The sequence below is a fragment of the Eubacterium maltosivorans genome, from assembly GCF_002441855.2.
In the GTDB taxonomy this organism is placed as follows: domain Bacteria; phylum Bacillota; class Clostridia; order Eubacteriales; family Eubacteriaceae; genus Eubacterium; species Eubacterium maltosivorans.
Genome location: NZ_CP029487.1, coordinates 216507 through 235055, shown reverse-complemented (window position 1 = coordinate 235055; position 18549 = coordinate 216507). Strand labels below are relative to the sequence as shown.

Here is an 18549-nt window from a genome sequence, read left to right as displayed (position 1 = left end):
GCAAAATTTTTCTTGACAAGTCCTTCAAGCGAGTATATACTGTATATATCGTATATATACAGTATAACTTTTGAAAGGATCATCCATGGATATTATCATCAGCAACAGCAGTGGAAAGCCGATCTATGAACAGATCACCACGCAGATTAAAAATAAGATCATTACAGGCGAGCTAAGGCCCGGCGATGCCCTGCCCTCCATGCGGGTTCTGGCAAAGGAGCTGCGCATCAGCGTCATCACCACCAAGCGGGCCTACGCCGATCTGGAGCAGGACGGGTTTATTGAGACCGCTCCGGGCAAGGGCAGCTTTGTCGCCCAGAAAAACACCGAGTTCATCCGCGAAGAAAACTACCGCCAGATACAAGAACTCCTGGAACAGGCCGTTGAACTCTCGCAGGGCTGTGGCCTCACCCTTTCCGAGCTCACCGAACTCATCACATTACTCTACAAAGGAGACAGCTAATGGACACTCAAAACGCCATCGAAATTAAAAACCTCAGCAAACACTACAGCGGCTTTTCCCTGAAGGACGTCAGCTTTAATCTGCCCTCAGGCAGCATCATGGGCTTTATTGGAGAAAACGGCGCCGGCAAAACCACCACCATCAAGGCACTGCTGGGCCTGATCCACCCCGACAGCGGCGACATGCAGATTCTGGGCATGGACGCCGCGCAGAATGAAAAAGACATCAAGAAAGAGTTGGGCGTCGTTTTTGCCGACCAGAACTTTCCCGACGACCTTCGCCCGCCCGAGATCACGAAAATTATGGGCAATATCTACAAAACCTGGGATAAGGCCTTGTTCGAGGATTTCCTCTCCCGCTTCAGGCTTCCTGCAGACAAGCGGCTTAAGGACCTCTCCAAGGGGATGAAAATGAAGCTTTCCATCGCCGCCGCCCTGTCCCACAGGCCCAGGCTCTTGATTCTGGACGAGGCCACCAGCGGGCTGGACCCGGTCGTGCGCAACGAAATTCTGGACATCTTCCAGGAATTCATCGAGGATGAGAATCACGCCATCCTCATGTCCTCCCACATCACCAGCGACCTGGAGCGGGTGGCAGACTATATCACCTTTATCCACGACGGGCAGATTCTGTTCAGCGAGGCCAAGGATACGCTCATCGAAAGCTACGGCATCCTCAAGTGCAGCCCAAGCCAGTTCGAATCCCTCGCACTCACCGACGTGGTGGGCGTCCAGCGCTCAAGCTTTGACGTTCAGGCTCTGATCAAAAACCCCGCGGCCGTGAGAAACCGCTTTCGGGATATGATTGTCGATATCCCCAGTCTTGAGGATATCATGGTGTTTTATACCAAAGGAGATGAAAAATGAAAGGCTTAATCATCAAGGAATTTCTGGCCATGCGCCGGTATTTGAAGCTTATCGGTATTTTACTCGCGTTATACATCGTCATGGCTCTTCTGACACACTCTGTCGCATTCTTCTCAGCAGTCAACGCCCTTCTCGTTGTATTCTGTGCTTTCAACAGCTTCAGCTATGACCGCTATAACCATTGGGATGAATTCGCTGTTACTCTGCCCATATCCCGTCTGGAGATGGTGAAAAGCAAGTATGCCTTTTTGCTTTTACTATCCTTAGCATTCACTCTCATCATTGTGCTGGTCAACCTGGTCATCAACGATTCTGCCAATGCCGGGTTGAGCGCGGTCATTAAAAATGTCCTTGCTTCGGTCAGCTTCGCGCTCGCATATCTTTCGATCACGACCCCGCTTATCTATCAATTTGGTTTGGAAAAAGCGCGCTATGCGATGATTGTCTGCGCGTTTGTTCCCTTCTTGCTCGGCTATATTTTTTCATTGCTGACTGACAGGGGCAGCATCGTTTTACCAGCCAAAGAAACCATTGCTGCGGTTTCCGTGTATATTGTACCGATCCTGACCACTCTGTTTTTTATCGGCTCTTATAAAATATCCAAGCTGATCTTTCTGAAAAAAGATTTATAAGGAGACCAAAAATGAAAGGCTTAATCATCAAAGAATTTCTCGGCATGCGCCGGTATTTCAGGATACTGGCTGTGCTCATGGTGCTGTATATCTTTATGGCCTTTGGCATGGCCTCGACCAGTATTTTCTCAGGCGTCAACGCCATTCTGGTCATGATCTGCGCCCTCAGCAGCTTCAACTATGACAGCTACAACCACTGGGACGAATTCGCCATGACCCTGCCCCTGAGCCGGGCCGACCTGGTAAAAAGCAAATACCTTTTCATCCTTCTGCTGTGCGCCTTTGGCACGGTCATCACACTGGCCCTCAGCCTTGTTATCGGCCAGATGATCCATGTATCCATTGAGGAAATCCTCATCGGCACCCTGTGCTCGGCCTTGGTGGCGCTGTTTCTCGGCGCGCTCGCCACGCCAATCATCTACAAATTCGGTGTCGAAAAAGCCCGGTATGTCCTGATGATCGTGGTACTGATTCCTACTCTTATTTTTATAAGCTTCAGCAGCTATCTGCCTGCGCTAAGGCCCCTCTCAGCTCAGACTCTCACCCTTCTGGCCTGGTGCTCCCCGGTGTTCGTGCTGGCGTTTGGCCTCCTGTCCTATGTGGTCTCCAGGCGCATTTTTATGAATAAGGATCTGTAGAGCACGCTGTCCTGAGAAAGGCGTTCCGATTCTTAAATAAACATTTGATCATTCATTGCCGGTAGGTTATAATAAAGTGCAAACAGGATGTCCAAACATCCTACTAGATGACCTTAGGAGATTTGAATTTATGCCAAGCGACAGAAAAAAACCGGCAAATGCCCTTTCACCCATTGATAACTCCTCTATTGTTGACAAGATTATCGACCGGATCGTCAAAGCCATTTCTACCGGACAGTTTAAAGTAGGGGAAAAACTCCCCAGTGAATTTGAGCTCATGGAAGAGCTGAACGTGGGACGGAACTCCCTGCGTGAGGCCATGAAAATTTTATCCGCCCTGGGCGTGGTAGACATCCGCCGCGGCGACGGCACCTATGTGTGCGACCATATTGCCCCCACGGTGTTCAACCCCATTATCTACAGCATCATCTTCCAGGCCGAAAGCGACCCGGATATGGTGGAATTCAGGGAGTGCATGGAGGAAATGGTCCTGCGCACAGCCATGAAAAAAGCCACCGACGGCGATATCGTCCACCTCAGCCAGATCATCAAGGATATCCGTAAGGCCTATGAGAGCGGCGACAAGGAAAAAGCTGCCTACCTGGATTACAAGTTTCACGTTGCCATTGCGGATATCTGCGGCAACCCCTATATTTCCAAGCTGGTCAACGGCATCTATGAAATCTTTTCCCTGTCCATTGAGGATACCATCAATACCCAGGAGCTTTTTGACAAGGCTGAGGGCTATCACAAGGAAATCCTCCGCTGTATTCAGGAAAAGGATGTGAAAAGCATCGACGCCGCTGTGGAAAAGAGCATGACCTTCTGGCACAGCAAAGAGAATGAAAATTGAAGGTCCAAAACCTTCCACCTTCCACTTTCAACCTTCCACCAAAAAAAGAGCCCGGAGGCTCTTTTTTAGTCTAAGTCTGCAATAACACTGACCTGGCTGCTGTCTACGCCCACAATGCGCAGCGGAGCGGCAACGACAAAATTGATTTTGCCCTTTAATTCGGACAGGTTCATGTCTTCGATTGCAGTGATGAATTTTTCAGTGTTCAGTCCTAACAGATTCTGGTGCGCCGGCGCTGCCAGATCATTGCAGGGAGAGCCGATTGCCAGGAAGTCAAAGCCCACGCATCTCAGGTTCTTGTAGGTGTTGACCATATACAGGCAGGTTTCCGGTGTCAGGAATGGGCCTTCCATCTGGTATTTCTTGGGATCTGTTTTTCTTACTTCACCAAAGCCGGTACGGATCAGCAGCAGATCTGCCTGCTGAATTTCTTCCTCATGCTTCTGTAAATCCTCGATGGTTACACCTTCGCAGGCATTTTTCGGAATATCTAAAAGCAGTACCTTCTTAAACACAAAGTAGTCAATGGGCAGTTCGTTGATTCTCAGCCCGTCAGGATTAAAATGCTTCGGCGCATCATAATGGGTGCCGCAGTGGTTTGGCAGCTCTGACATAAAGCTGTTGAACGGGGTTTCATCACCGATTTCAGTACACTGTCTTACTTTAATGACCGGTTCGCCTGGCCATGCTAAATCGTTCGGGTCCAATGGATAGGATAAGAAAATGTTCATAAAGTTCACCTCATATAAATTTTATTTTATCAAACGGCAGCGTTGGCCGTTAATAATCCTAAAATAGTTGATAGTTTAGGTGCAAATCTGCCCTGCAGATTTGATTAAGATTTGATTATATGCGGCCGCAGGGCGAAAGCATTCCTCAACTATCCACTATTCACTGCTCTTTCAGTCCCCCATCAGGGTCTCAACTGCTTCTCTCAGCGTGGTATTGGTGCCGACATTGCCTGGGAAGATCACATAGGGCAGTCCCGGGAATTTGCTCTCTTCCCCGGTCATCCATACTGGAATCCCCGGCTTGATCTGGCCCATGACATTCGCTTTCTGCACCCGCAGCGCCTTGGTGCCAATGTCACTGGAGGTGATCCCTCCCTTAGCTACAATAAAGTTAGGCCGCACGGACAGGTTTGTGATAATGCTGGTCACCGCATCGGATATTTTGACAGACACCTTAAGCTGTTCATCCTTATCATCGGTATCCAGGTCGAAGCGGTCCCTGCGGGTATAAACGGCGACGGTCTTGCCAGCCTTAATATCCGCTTCCACAATGCCTACCACCCGCTCTACTTCCTGTTCCAGCCCGTTTTCTTCCAGCACACGGTGCTGGTTAAACTCGATAAATTCAATGGGCTTGTCCGAGTTTTTAAGCTCCTCAAGCTGGGCGGTCGTCTTGTTGACATGGGAGCCGACAACGATGATACCGCCGTTTTTGTTCTCTGTTAAAATCAGCTCGTCATGACTGAGAATGGGCTTATCCGGCACGCCGCCAAGCACCTTTGTGATGGCTGCAGCTGAGCGGAATATAAAGTTTTTACCCTGATTCATGGCTTTTACCAGTGCGATGGCAAAAACCTTAACATCGGCGTAGTCGATGGAATTGACCACAATTTTATTGAAATCCTTCACCTGCATGAGCTGGTCTGTAATCTTGTCGATTTCCAGGTTTCGCAGATCCTCCAGCGCGATAAAGGTCACGTCCTCAGCCTTGTATTTGCCGCCGGATTTTTCTTCGCACCACTCGCCCAGATGAGACGCCTTGTAGCCAAAGGATTTGTCCTTCGCGAACTCGGTTTCACCCGCAGGCACCAGCTCATCGCCTTCCTGCACATAGTGCACGTTGTCAATGGTAAAGCGGCCGCCTTCTTTAAAGAACGGATAGATAATTTCACCGTCAATTTTCTGGTCTGAACCCGCCTCAATAACGTCCTTTAAAATTTCCGGTTCCAGTGGATAATGCCCGCGCAGGGTCGAGTCGCTCCGGCTGATCACGACAAATTTTTTGCCGGTTTCCCTGGCGACCTGTAAAATGTTCTCAGCCATTTCCCGGTGAGCCTTTGTGGTCTCAGGTGCTGTCAGCCCTCTGGAGTTGGTCAGGATGAAAAACATACTGTTTTCTTCGTCAAAGCCCTTGCGCATGCTGTCAACCGACCAGTCTGTATAGACGGAAATGTCGTGAACAGTCTGTACCCCAGTGGGGTCGTCGTCCAGAACCACAATTTTACGGTCAAAGCCCTTTAGGGCTTCATTCAGCTGTGCAGTAACCTCTTTTTCCGGAATGGGCTTGAAGGTTGTTAAAATGGATGCGTCTAATCTTTCTGCCATGTCACTCACCTATTTTTCCTTGCGTTTTACTTCTACACCGGCCAGCTTTTCAAAATACTGTACAATGCCGCCGTGGTCGTCTTCCAGATGGCCGTCTACCTTCAGGGCCTGCATGATTTCCAGGAGCTGGCTGCTCATGGGCAGTGGCACATCGATATCATGGGCGGTTGCCATGACGTTTTTAATATCCTTCAGGTTAATGGAAATCTTGCCGCCGGGTACAAAGTTGCGGTCGATCATCAGCGGCGCCTTGGCGTCGAGAACGGTGCTTCCCGCGAGACCGCCGCGGATGGCCTTGTAAACCAGCTCCGGATCGGCTCCGGCCTTTGTCGCCAGTACCAGCGCCTCCGATACAGCTGCGATGTTCAGGTTTACGATAACCTGATTGGCCAGCTTTGTCACAGAGCCGCTGCCAGTTTCACCGACCAGCAGCGCCGATGCGCCCATGATGTCAAAGTAGGGTGTCATCTTGTCAAAGGCTTCCTGCTTGCCGCCGACCATAAAGGCCAGCGTCCCGTCGATGGCCTTGGGTTCTCCGCCGCTTACCGGCGCATCCAGGAAATCGACACCAAGAGGCGCCAGTTTTTCGGCGCAGACTTTCGATTCTGTAGGCGTCACAGAGCTCATATCCACAACAACACTGCCTTCTCTGATCCCCTCGGCCACGCCGTCAGCACTAAACAATACCGACTGAACAATTCCGCCGTTGGGAAGAATGGTGAAAATAACCGGACATTTTTCACCAATCTCTTTCAGGGTTGCCGCCTGGGCGCCCATATCTGTCAGTTCCTTTACTGCCTCCCCGTTCAAATCGTTTACCAAAAGGCTGCATCCACCTTTAACCAGGTTCTTAGCCATTGGTTTTCCCATAATACCGAGTCCGATAAAACCAACCATACGATCCATTTCAGTACCTCTTTTCTGCTTTCTTAGTAGGTCATCCTACCTTTATGCCTAAAATTTTTAATAGAACGCTATTTGTTAAATGTGTAACGAAGAACGTCCTATGTATTGCTTTTCATAAATCAATGATAAAGCCGCTTCCCCTTTTTGTCAAGTCTTTTTTGGAAATCTTAAACAAAAAAAGAACACGATGGATACTCGTGTTCAGAGTACAGACAAACCTTAAAAGCAAGCGATAAAGTGTTAAAAAGAGGCCTTTGAATTGAGAATGGAAAATTGAAAATGGAGAATTACAGGAGCAAAATGCCGTCGCATTTTGATGAGATGCGGCCGCAGGCTGCCAGCTTAATCGCTTGAGCTAACCGCGAAAGCGTACCAAAATTTTCCATTACCCATTGTCAATTCTCCATTCATATTGCCCAACCTTTATCTCCGCATCATACAATCGCCTTTTTCTTCTGTCAAAACAGCCCCGCCCTTAAAACATACTCATAAAGCTCATCTGGTTGGAGTCCGGCAGACTGTTCAGGCAGCCGAACTGCTCGAGCTTTTCGATGTTGGATTTATTGACCTTGGCGCGGGTCTGCAGATCCTCTTTGGAGATAAAGGGCCGTTTCTGAGCTTCCTCGTAAATCTGCATTGCCGCCTTGTCCCCCAGTCCGTCAATGGCGTTAAGCGGTGGCAGCAGCTCGTTTCCAACGATTTTGAACTCGCTGTAGTGGGACTCGTAGACATCCACATTTTTAAAGCCAAAGCCACGGCAGTACATTTCAAGCGCCAACTCCAGCGAGGTCAGAAGCTGCTGGTCCTTATTGCTGGCCTTGTTGCCCTGGGCGCGGATTTCCGCCAATGTTTTTTTGACCGTCTCCTTACCGTTGGTCATCTTTTCCAGATTAAATTCCTTGGCCCGGATACTGAAGTAGGTCGCGTAGTAGGCCAGTGGATAGTAAACCTTGTAGTAAGCGATACGAAAGGCCATCATAACATAAGCTGCCGCGTGGGCTTTAGGGAACATGTACTTGATCTTTTTACAGGAATCAATGTACCAGGCCGGCACATTGTTTTCCTTCATATAAGCTTCCTCTTCATCTGTCAGGCCCTTCCCCTTACGGACATGCTCCATAATACTGAAGGACTCCTTGGGCGCCAGTCCCATTGAGATGAGGCCAAGCATAATATCGTCACGGGTACAGATAACATCCTTGATGGTCGCGGTTCCAGAACGCACAAGGTCCTGAGCGTTGTTGGTCCAGACGTCTGTCCCGTGGGATAAGCCAGAAATACGGATCAGGTCCGAAAAGGCCGTGGGCTTGGTGTCCAGCACCATCTGGCGGACAAAGTTGGTCCCAAACTCTGGAATCCCGCAGGTTCCAAGAGGAATGTCAAAATCATCTTCCTTCAGGTCCAGGGCGCTGGTTCCTGTGAACAGGCTGATGACCTTTTCGTCGTCCAGCGGAATCTCCTGCGGGTCGAGGCCTGTGATATCCTTGAGCATGCGGAGCATGGTCGGGTCATCATGGCCCAGAATATCGAGCTTCAGGAGACGCCCGGAAATGGAGTGGTAATCGAAATGGGTCGTCATGGTGCCGCATTCCCGGTCATCAGCCGGGTACTGGATCGGCGTAAAGTCATAGATATCCTTATCCTTTGGCACCACCATAACCCCGCCGGGGTGCTGGCCTGTGGTACGCTTAACGCCGGCGCAGCCCTCAATCACACGTTCCATCTCTGCTCGCGGCGCGGTGACACCATTTTCATCAAAGAAATTTTTCACATAGCCAAAGGCTGTCTTATCCGCCAGTGTTGCAATGGTTCCGGCGCGGTAGACCTTGCCCTCGCCAAAGAGCACCTCTGTGTAATGGTGCGCCTCTGGCTGGTTTTCGCCTGAGAAGTTAAGGTCAATATCCGGCTCCTTGTCGCCCTCAAATCCAAGGAAGGTTTCAAAGGGAATATCAAAGCCGTCCTTATTCATGGGATGGCCGCATTCCGGGCAATCGGCGTTGGGAAGGTCAGGCCCCACCCCTACCTTTGTGCTGTCAAAGAACTCATAATGCTTGCAGTTCGGGCAGACATAGTGAGGCGCCAGTGAGTTAACCTCTGTGATCCCACACAACATGGCAACCAGCGACGATCCGACCGACCCTCTGGAACCGACCAGATAGCCATCCTCCAGGGAATGGTGCACCAGCTTCTGGGCGATCAGGTACAGGACCGAGTAGCCGTTGCCGATAATGGAGTCCAGCTCACGCTTCACGCGCTGCTCCACAATGTCTGGCAGCGGGTCACCGTACATCTCATGGGCCTTTTTATAAACCATATCCCGGATCTCATCATCCGAGCCCTCAATGATGGGCGGGAAGGTGCCGTCGGGTATGGGCTTCACGTCGTCAAACAGTTCCGCCACCCTGCGCGGATTGGTAACCACCAGCTCATAGGCGGTCTGCGGGTCCACATAGGTGAATTCATCCAGCATTTCCTGGGTCGAGCGGTAGTAGAGCGGCGGCTGCTCATGGGAATCCTTGTAGCCCTGTCCGGCCTGCAGAATCTCTCTGAAATAAGCGTCGCTGGGGTCCACAAAATGGACGTCCCCGGTGGCGACCACCAGCTTGCCCTTTTCCCGCCCAAGCTCAATGATCCGCCTGTTAACATCAGCCAGCTCTTCCATGGAGTGCACGGTCTCATTCCGAAGGAGATATTCATTATTTCCCAGAGGCTGTACCTCAAAATAATCATAAAAATCAGCGATTTCATCCAGACGGTTCTTGGGCACATTCTTCAGCACTGCCTTGTAGAGCTCCCCGGCCTCACATGCGCTGCCGATGATCAGATTTTCCCGGTGGGCTGCCAGCAGGGATTTCGGTATCCTGGGCCTTCTGTAAAAATAATTGATGTGCGCCTCGGAAACCAGCTTGTACAGGTCCTTCAGCCCCGCCTGATTTTTGGCGTAAATAATAATATGGTAGGTATCGCCGGATTTTATGATCTGCTCTACGTCCATCAGGCCGTTGAGACCGGCCACCTCATCCACATCCTGTTTCTGGGCCAGCTCCATGAGCTTGACGAAAATCTTCGCCGAGCACACCGAGTCGTCCAGAGCCCGGTGGTGGTGTCCCATATCTACCTTAAAATAACTCGCCAGCTTTTTGAGGTTATGCTTGTTGATGGTTGGAATCAGCGTCCTGGACATGGCGAGTGTATCAATATAGGTGATATTGTTCTCCAGATGGTGCGCATTAAGCGCAATCTCCATAAAGCCCATATCAAATTTTGCGTTGTGGGCCACCAGAATGAGATCGCCGCAAAATTCATGAAAGGCCCTGACCGCCGCCGCTTCTTCCTCTCCGGCTTCTACCATCTGGTTGGTAATCCCAGTAAGGTTGGTGATAAACGGCGGAATGGGGCGGTGCGGGTTGACGATCTTGGAGAAGGTATCCACGATATGCTTGTTTTTAATCTTGACCGCTGCGATCTCGATGATATTGTCCTTGCCTGGGATCAGGCCAGTGGTCTCAAGGTCGAAGAAAACAAATTCGCCTTCAAAGCTTTCGTTCTGTTCCCCGGTTACAATATACTGGTCATCGTCCACCAGATATCCCTCGACGCCGTACAGCACCTTGATGCCGTATTTTTTGCTCAGGGACATCATTTCAGGGTAAGCCTGAAGCACGCCGTGGTCAGTGATACCGATGGCGTCATGACCAAAATCATTGGCCTGCTTCATAATTTTAGCCACCTTGCTCACCGCGTCCATGGAGCTGTACTGGCTGTGAAGGTGAAGCTCGACACGTTTTTCCTCTGCGTTGTCACGCCTTACCGGCGCTGCGGCCACCTCCATATTTTTAGGTGTCAGCACCTTTTCGTGGGAGTACTCATCATAATTGATATTGCCCTCAACCTTAAACCAGCGGTCCTTTTTCAGATTTTCCTTGATCATGCCCACATTCTTCTTCCGGGCGAAAATCTTACAGGAGACACTGCCGTGTTCATCGGTAATGTTAAAGGTAAAAAGGGTCGTTTTATCAGTAATTTCCCTGGAATCAATGCCAAAGACCCGGCCGCTGACCACGATGTTGGTGCTGTCAAGCACCGCGCCGGTACTAAAGTCAATTTCTCCCATGGACTGGGCCGGACGCTTGATTCTGTCCCCCATAACCACTTCGCCAACGCCCAGCACTCGGGCTTCCTCCTCTTTGCCATCCTTTTTACCGGACGCGCCGCTACCTGCCTTGGCCGGCGGGGTATCCTTTATAACTTTTAAGCGCTTATTGAGCGCATCCTCTTTCTTTTTGGCCAGCGCGTCATAATCCACATTTTCCATAAGCTTGTGGACTGACTGCTTCGTCCCGGTTTCTTTATTTCCCTCATCCTCTGGCGAGATAATAACGCTCAGACTCTTGGTATAATCAAAAATATCCACGAGCTCTCTCTGGACCGAGATGCTGTCACATTCAGGAATTCGGGTTTTAAAGGTAAAAACCAGCTCCTGGCTCGCAGAATTCACCTCGACACGCTGGGGCTTAAGCCCGTATTTTTTAATGAGTTCTTCCAAATCATTTTGTTTGTGTATAATCGGATTCAAGGCGTCCACCTACATTCTTTTGATTTCTTCCATCAGGGCATCAATGATTTCGTCCTCTGCCACTGTTTTAAAAATTTCCCCTTTTTTAAAAAGAACCCCTTTTCCTTTTCCACCGGCAATGCCGATATCCGCTTCCTTTCCCTCTCCCGGGCCATTGACCACGCAGCCCATCACCGCGACCTTCAAGTCCTTTTTCACATGCACAAGTCGGCGGTTCATTTCCTCCGCGATGCCGATCAGGTCAATCTCTGTGCGTCCGCAGGTCGGACATGAGACAACCTCCACCATGCCTTCTCCGCTCTGGTACATGCCAATGGACTTTAAAATATCCCTGGCCACATAGATTTCATCCACCGGATTGCCCGTGATGGATACCCGGATCGTATCCCCGATACCATTTAACAGCATATAGCCAATGCCAATGCCCGATTTAACCGCCGATGTCCGCAGGACGCCGGCCTCCGTAATGCCCAGATGCACTGGATAATCGTATTTCTCAGAAAAAAGTGTGTAAGCGTCAATGGTAAAACGCACATCCGATGCCTTCATGGATACGACAATGTTGTTAAAATCCAGCTCCTCGAGATAAGCGATATGTTTTTCAGCGCTTTCCACCATGGCTTCCGGTGTGGGGTGCCCGTACTTTTCAAGCAGCTCCTTTTCCAAAGAGCCCGCGTTCACCCCGATACGGATAGAAATATTGGCCGCTTTGGCCGCTTCCACCACCAGACGCACCTTCTCCTTATCCCCGATGTTCCCAGGGTTAATCCGGAGCTTGTCCACGCCTCCCTTAATGGCTTCCAGCGCCAGCTCATAATTAAAATGGATATCTGCCACCAGTGGAATGGATATCTGTTTTTTTATGTCTGCGATGGCTCTGGCTGCCTCCAGATCCGGCACAGCCACCCGCACGATGTCGCAGCCGGCAGCCTCCAGATCCTTTATCTGGCGCACCGTCGCCTGAACATCTCTCGTGTCTGTATTGGTCATGGACTGGATCAGTATGGGATGATCTCCCCCGATCATACGGTCTCCGATGGGTACCTCTCTGGTTTTATGACGTCGTATTTCCATATTTTTCACCTTACTTATTAATATTTTCAAAATTAAAAGCCCCAATTCACTGCTGCTTCATTGGGGCAAAACGTATCCTTGATTTTAGCTGATAATTGAGCGTTGATAGTGGATCGTTTTTGAACCCTTTTTCTGACGAAAAAGCGAGTTAAACAGCGGCACAGGCCGCTATCTAATCAAATGTGCAGCGCATATTTGCACCAAAACTTTCCACTTTCCATTTTCAACTACAAGAGCTGCTCTCTAAATCTTTTCCTCTCAGCAAACAACGATATCCAACTGAATCCTCAGCCGATTATCCGCATCACGTCATTCACCGCAATGACCACAGCCAAAAGCATCAGGGCCATAAAACCGATGTAATTGATCATGTTTGCTTTTTTAGGATCAAGATCCCGTCCAACCAGCTTTTCGATAATGATAATCATAATCTGTCCACCGTCAAGCGCCGGCAGCGGCAGTAAATTGATGACGCCCAAATTGACTGAAATTAAAGCCGTAAAAGACATCAGCGCAATGATTCCATACTGGAAAAAGTCGTGCACCATGCTGACCATGCCGATAGGGCCTGCCACATCGTTCATCCCCACCTGTCCGGTCACCAGCATATAGAGGCTCTGGTAGATGGTGATCCCAAATTTGCCTGTAGTTTCCAGGCCAAGGCCTAAGGCCTGTAAAATATTGGCTCCTTTAAACAGATAAATCAGCACCAGCAGCACAAAGGCGAACACGATGTTCATGGCCGCGCCAGCCACTAAAATGATAAAGCGCTGTCCCTTTGTCTTGTTGGAGAAGCTTCTGGGATCATCCGGGTCGATCGGTTCCCGAACCTCAGCGTCCTCTGCCGCTGTGTCCTCATCCGACTCACCAGTATCGCCCTCTCCTCGCATTTTGCAGAAGCCGCCCAGCGGCAGCGCCCGAATCGAAAACTGGGTTTCCTTCCCCTGCTTTGAATAAACCAGCGGACCCATGCCAATGGAAAATTCCTCGACGAAAACGCCAACCTTTCTGGCGGCGATAAAATGGCCCCATTCGTGAACCACTACCAGTATGGATAAAATAAGCAGTGTCAGCAGAACCATCAACACATTTGTTAATATAGTCATAATTTTAATACCTCACGCAAGTCCAGCGGTGTAGGTTGCGAAAATATAAACAAGGGGAATGATAAAAAGAATGCTGTCAAAGCGGTCTAAAATGCCGCCATGTCCAGGCAGTATCTTTCCAAAATCCTTAATGCCCATCTTACGTTTAATCATGGAGGCTGTCAAATCGCCGCACTGGCCCGCAATGGAGCCCACAAAGCCGACCGCCGCATATAAATAAACCGGCAGATCCATCTGAAAGCCAAATTTCATGATGACGCCGTAAAGCACCATGCAGACAGCCGAGGTAATCAAACCGCCAACGGCTCCGGCAATGGTCTTTTTAGGGCTTATCTCCGGCGCCAGCTTTGTTTTACCGATGGCGCGCCCGACAAAATAGGCCGCCGTATCGGTCGAAAACGCAATGACAAAAACCATCCACATATAGTAGATGCCCAGCTTAATATTTTCAAACATCATCAGATAACCAAACAGCACTGGAATGTAAATCAATCCAAAAAACGTTATAATCCCGCGGTAAATATCTGTTTTTCCATTTAATATTTCAAAACAGAATACAATGATCATGACGACCATGAGCGTCGGAACCAGCGAATAGTAGTCCAGCTTCATGGATACCAGAATAATCACACTCAAAATCTCAACAAAGGGCAGGCTGATCTTGTTCTCAAGCTGCCGGTTAAAGGCGCCTGAAAATTCAATCAAAGCAACTCCAGAAAGCACGAGACAGGCCACAAAGAGAAAGTAACCACCCAGATAGAGCAAACCGAAAAGAACAGGCAATCCAACAACTGCCGTCAATACTCTCTTTTGCATCTCAACCTCCCGCCTAAGCCGTGCCGAAGCGTCTGTTTCTCTGCTGATAAGCCTCTATCAGCTTATAAAAGGCGTCGTCGTCAAAATCCGGCCACCAGATATCATCAAAGAAAAACTCCGTGTAAGCGTTCTGCCAGAGCAGAAAATTGCTGAGACGGCTTTCTCCGCCGGTCCGGATCATAATATCCGGGTCCGGCAGATCTCTTGTATACAAGTGGGCTGAGATCATCTCCTCAGTCACATCCTCCGGCGCTGTCCCTTCCGCCATAATTTCCCTGACCGCGTGCACAATTTCATCCCGTCCGCCATAATTTAAAGCGACGTTTAAAATCAAACCGTCATTGTCCTTTGTCAGAGACTCCGCGTTAGCCGCTGATTTCTGAACATCCTTCGGTAGACGGCTCTTTTCACCGATGATCCGAACCTTCACATGGTTGCGGTGCAGCTCTGCGATTTCCTTCATAAAATATTCGACAGCGATCCGCATTAGCCCGTCGACCTCTTCCTGACTGCGCTTCCAGTTTTCTGTAGAAAAAGCGTACACTGTCAGTATTTTTATTCCCATATCAGAGGCCAGGTGCACCGTATTATGCAATGCCTTCATCCCGGCATTATGGCCAAACAGCCTTGGTTTTCTGCGCTGTTTGGCCCAACGCCCATTGCCGTCCATAATAATGGCAACGTGCACCGGCATATTTTCTTCTGATATATTATAGTCTTCTATTCCCATGTCACACCTCATTCATTGTATCTTGTAACATTATAATCTATTTGAGCTCTTTTGTAAATTAACACTTCGGACAGATTAATAATTTATCTTTTGTTTAAGCTTCAAAATAAAGTTAACATTCAATACCCATTACCCATGTAGAACAAACCTTATTATATTAATGTTATACTTAATAAAAAATATGTTATTTTTTATCCAAGAGCCCTTTACATTTTTCGTAAAACGTGCTATATTATATAATTCTCATTTTCACACATTTCCCAAAGGCCTCTGGTATTGTACCAGGGGTTTTTACTTTATCGGACATTAAAAAAATGCCCCGAGAGGCATTCTTTTACCTGCTAAAAAATAGGACCGTTTAAATGCAGACCGCATTCTTCGTTTTCACAAACCCAGTCTTTTCCATTGCCATTTACTTTAGCGCCGCATACCGGACAAATGCCGACACCGCCTTTAGGCCAGGTGAACTCAGTAAGCTCCATTTCCAGAAATTCGGTTGGCGCATCCTCACCCTGTACCTTGACAAATTTTAAAATCGGCTTCTTTCCTAACATATTAAGCATCTCCTCACTAAACAAATTTATAAGCTAAGTGTAGCATAAACCTCATAGCGATTAAAGATAAAATGTAAGCGACTTATGTGTTTTTTTTATCTATCGGCTCATATTCATGTTTTCAAAGCTTCACTTTATCCAGAAAGGGCGCAAACCTTCTGACAATCGCTTCAGCCACGCGGAGGCCATCGCAGGCAGCGCTGGTGATCCCTCCAGCGTATCCCGCCCCCTCACCGGCAGGGTAGAGCCCTTTAAGCGCGCTTTCGTAATCATCGTTTCTGAGAATACGCACCGGTGATGAGCTCCGGGTTTCCACAGCTGTAACACACGCCTTGTCCGAGTCAAAGCCCCTGATCCGCTTACCGAATACCGGTATGGCTTCTCTCAGAGCCTCCGCTGCAAAATCCGGCAGGCACGCTGCAACCTCCGGCCCCCTTCCGGTATTATCGCGAAACTCTGCAAAACTGCATCTTGGCGGCGCAAACCGGCCGCCTCCATATTCAAAGGCACGCCGCTCCCAGTATTCCTGGAATTCAATGCCTGCCAGAACATCCGTTGACGGAAAATCCGTTGTCCGGACATCTACTAAAATTCCGGCGTTGGCAGTACCGCTGTCGCGGTTTCGGTTGCTCATACCATTGACACAGACCATGCCCGGTTGCGTGGAAGCTGTCACCACCTCACCGCCCGGACACATGCAGAAGGAGTAAACGCCCCGTCCATTCTGCGCGCGGCAGGAAAGCTTATAGCTCGCCGGAGGAAGGCCGGTCTGACCGCCGTACTGGGCCTGGTCGATAATGCGCTGGGGATGTTCCAGACGCACCCCGATGGACAGCGGTTTCTGCGCCATCGGGATGCCCATATCCTTTAAAGCGCGGAACGTATCCCTCGCGGAGTGCCCTAAGGCCAGTACAACAGCGTTTGTGCTGTGTTTCCATTTCTCTTCTCCGGTTTTCAGCTCTACTGAAACCAGTTCGCCATTCTCATTTTGCTCAAAGCCTGTCATCTGTGTGTTAAAATGGATTTCTCCGCCTGCTGCCTCAATGCGTTTTCTCAACGCTACCACAACTTTACGGAGAATGTCTGTCCCGATATGTGGCTTTTGAGCATAGGCGATATCCTCCGGCGCCCCGGCATCCACAAAGGAAGTAAGCACCTGATGAATATGGGGATCCTTGATTCCCGTGGTCAGCTTGCCGTCGGAAAAAGTTCCGGCGCCGCCCTCTCCAAACAGCACATTGGATTCAGGATCGAGCTTTCCTTCTTGCCAGAAAGCATCCACATCGGCCACACGCTGTTCCATGGGGCGCCCCCGTTCCACAACAATGGGCGCATAGCCCGCTTCAGCCAATGAGAGCGCGGCAAAAATACCGCATGGACCAAAGCCGACTACCAGGGGACGGCCTGCCAGCGGCTTTTCTCCTGGCGCAATGGCTCTTGGCCTCAGATCTGGCGCAGCTGACACTCTCTTCCGACCACGCGCAGGAAGCTTTCCACAATACTTGAAATCAAGGGTGAGCACCCGGTGGATATCCTTTTTTTTCCGGGCATCCAGCGATTCTTTGCGGACCGCAATGTCCGATTCGGCAAGGGTTCCAGCGCTGAGGCCACAGGCTTTCTCCACCTTTTCAGGCAGCGCGCTCCAGCCCTGGTTCAGCTCCAGACGAATATTGGTGATTCGATAATTATACATGATGGCCTCCCTGCAGGAATGCGGCCGCTGCGGCCTCAGCGGCGCGGCGCCCTGTATTGAAAGCATGATCCAGATTATAACCGCCGCAAGGGCCGTCGTAATCCAGAATTTCCCCGGCAAAATAGAGACCTGGCATTATTTTTGACGCCAGTGTTTTTTCATCTACCTCATTGGCTTTAATACCGCCTGCCGTGCATTGGGCCATCTTAAAGCCCATGGTGGAAACTGGCTTAAAGCTCAGAAGGTGCAAATGTTCATCCAGCATGAATATTTCAGACTCCGAAAGCTCTGAAAGCTTCCTTTTCTCATTGATACTCGCCTGCTTAAGCAGCAGCGCCGCCAGTGGCGGCTTGATCATTCCGGATACGACATCTGTGCAGGTCTTCCCTCCGAGCACACTGTCCTGACGCCATGAAAAAAGCATTGAAGCAAAGCTCCTTTCCGGCGCAAGGTCGAGATATATTGTATAGGGCTCAAGCTTTTCCTCTCCCAGATATTTTAGATAACGGCTCAGATTAAAAACACAGATACCCGAAATGCCATAGTCGGTAAACTGGATTTCCCCTTGCTCCGAAAAGACCACCTGATCGCGGCAGTTCAGGCTCAGCTTTCCCTTTACCCGGATCCCCTTTAAGGCTTCCGGCATCTCCGCACAGCAAATTCCCGTCAAAACCGGCAGTGTTTTGGTCACATTATGCCCCAGGGCCTTTGCCAGAGCATATCCATCGCCGCTACACCCATAGGAGGGCCCCGCCTTTCCACCAGTGGCCAGAATAACTGCTTTTCCAAAAAGCTGTTCCTTTTCAACATCCACAGTAAAACAGCCCTTCTCAACCAAAAGGCCCCTGACCGGAGCATTAGTCCACAGATTCACGCCAAGGGCTTTCAGATGCTCTGTAAAAACATCTGCCACCCGCGGTGCACTTTCTGAAAAGGGATAAACCCTTCCCTCGCTGTCCTCCCGCGCGGGGATTCCCAGCGACTCAAAAAAAGCAATGGTCGTTGGGGCTGTCGCCAGGGCTGTATTCGTGATATTACATCGGCCATTTCCAGTGGCCCTGAGCTTTCTGCCTGGTTTATCTTTTTTTTCAAGCACTGTGACCCGCATAGACGGCGCGGCACGTTTGGCCGTAACCGCCGCGGCCAGACCAGCAGCCCCGCCGCCGATAATAATGAGGTCCTCCATATTTTTTTTCATGATCATTCACCTGTTTTCTTTTTCAGCCCATTGCGACAATATGACTTTTGTGCTGGCAAAGGGAAAAGCTGATGCCATGCCAGCCCTTTATTTGTCAATGGTCTGTAG

General features: G+C 49.7%; 16 protein-coding genes. 5 read left to right on the top strand and 11 right to left on the bottom strand.

The window, feature by feature from the left end:
- The first annotated feature begins 85 nt into the window (after window positions 1-85).
- From CPZ25_RS01195 to CPZ25_RS01175, 5 genes are all read left to right on the top strand, one after another.
- Entirely contained in the window at window positions 86-463 is a 378-nt protein-coding gene (locus CPZ25_RS01195) for a GntR family transcriptional regulator (RefSeq protein ID WP_058694999.1), read from the top strand.
- Window positions 463-1329 (top strand): ABC transporter ATP-binding protein, encoded by an 867-nt coding sequence (locus CPZ25_RS01190; protein ID WP_096919413.1) that lies wholly within the window; start codon window positions 463-465, stop codon window positions 1327-1329. Before CPZ25_RS01195 ends, CPZ25_RS01190 begins: the two co-directional genes overlap by 1 nt.
- The gene (locus CPZ25_RS01185; protein ID WP_096919412.1) at window positions 1326-1961 is read left to right on the top strand and encodes an ABC-2 transporter permease; all 636 of its coding nucleotides are present in this window, start codon (window positions 1326-1328) and stop codon (window positions 1959-1961) included. Before CPZ25_RS01190 ends, CPZ25_RS01185 begins: the two co-directional genes overlap by 4 nt.
- A gap of 11 nt (window positions 1962-1972) precedes the next feature.
- Window positions 1973-2599, top strand: coding sequence for an ABC-2 transporter permease (locus CPZ25_RS01180; protein ID WP_058695001.1), 627 nt, complete (start codon window positions 1973-1975; stop codon window positions 2597-2599).
- Between the two features lie 130 nt (window positions 2600-2729).
- Entirely contained in the window at window positions 2730-3452 is a 723-nt protein-coding gene (locus CPZ25_RS01175) for a FadR/GntR family transcriptional regulator (protein ID WP_096919411.1), read from the top strand.
- Window positions 3453-3517: 65 nt separating this feature from the next.
- Here CPZ25_RS01175 and CPZ25_RS01170 read toward each other — a convergent pair whose 3' ends face one another.
- The 11 genes from CPZ25_RS01170 to CPZ25_RS01120 form a co-directional block, all read right to left on the bottom strand.
- Window positions 3518-4183 carry a cyclase family protein gene (locus CPZ25_RS01170; RefSeq protein ID WP_058695003.1) on the bottom strand — a complete coding sequence of 222 codons (666 nt, stop codon included), beginning with the start codon at window positions 4181-4183 and terminating at the stop codon, window positions 3518-3520.
- A gap of 171 nt (window positions 4184-4354) precedes the next feature.
- Window positions 4355-5788 (bottom strand): four-carbon acid sugar kinase family protein, encoded by a 1434-nt coding sequence (locus CPZ25_RS01165; RefSeq protein ID WP_058696401.1) that lies wholly within the window; start codon window positions 5786-5788, stop codon window positions 4355-4357.
- A 9-nt stretch (window positions 5789-5797) separates the two neighbouring features.
- Complete coding sequence (gene garR / locus CPZ25_RS01160) at window positions 5798-6694, bottom strand: 2-hydroxy-3-oxopropionate reductase (protein ID WP_096919410.1); 897 nt, start codon at window positions 6692-6694, stop codon at window positions 5798-5800.
- 475 nt (window positions 6695-7169) lie between these two features.
- Window positions 7170-11279, bottom strand: coding sequence for a PolC-type DNA polymerase III (locus CPZ25_RS01155; RefSeq protein WP_096919409.1), 4110 nt, complete (start codon window positions 11277-11279; stop codon window positions 7170-7172).
- A complete protein-coding gene (gene ispG, locus CPZ25_RS01150; protein ID WP_058695006.1) occupies window positions 11280-12344 on the bottom strand; it encodes a flavodoxin-dependent (E)-4-hydroxy-3-methylbut-2-enyl-diphosphate synthase in 1065 nt (354 codons plus the stop codon).
- A gap of 287 nt (window positions 12345-12631) precedes the next feature.
- Window positions 12632-13450 (bottom strand): M50 family metallopeptidase, encoded by an 819-nt coding sequence (locus tag CPZ25_RS01145; RefSeq protein ID WP_058695007.1) that lies wholly within the window; start codon window positions 13448-13450, stop codon window positions 12632-12634.
- Between the two features lie 12 nt (window positions 13451-13462).
- Window positions 13463-14266 (bottom strand): phosphatidate cytidylyltransferase, encoded by an 804-nt coding sequence (locus tag CPZ25_RS01140; RefSeq protein ID WP_058695008.1) that lies wholly within the window; start codon window positions 14264-14266, stop codon window positions 13463-13465.
- 13 nt (window positions 14267-14279) lie between these two features.
- Window positions 14280-14996 (bottom strand): isoprenyl transferase, encoded by a 717-nt coding sequence (locus CPZ25_RS01135; RefSeq protein ID WP_074616128.1) that lies wholly within the window; start codon window positions 14994-14996, stop codon window positions 14280-14282.
- 341 nt (window positions 14997-15337) lie between these two features.
- Window positions 15338-15550 carry a hypothetical protein gene (locus tag CPZ25_RS01130; RefSeq protein ID WP_074616129.1) on the bottom strand — a complete coding sequence of 71 codons (213 nt, stop codon included), beginning with the start codon at window positions 15548-15550 and terminating at the stop codon, window positions 15338-15340.
- Window positions 15551-15671: 121 nt separating this feature from the next.
- Window positions 15672-17243 (bottom strand): NAD(P)/FAD-dependent oxidoreductase, encoded by a 1572-nt coding sequence (locus CPZ25_RS01125; protein WP_096919408.1) that lies wholly within the window; start codon window positions 17241-17243, stop codon window positions 15672-15674.
- On the bottom strand, window positions 17236-18441 hold the full coding sequence (locus tag CPZ25_RS01120; protein WP_167495131.1) for a BaiN/RdsA family NAD(P)/FAD-dependent oxidoreductase: 1206 nt from the start codon (window positions 18439-18441) through the stop codon (window positions 17236-17238). Before CPZ25_RS01120 ends, CPZ25_RS01125 begins: the two co-directional genes overlap by 8 nt.
- Between the last annotated feature and the right edge of the window lie 108 nt (window positions 18442-18549).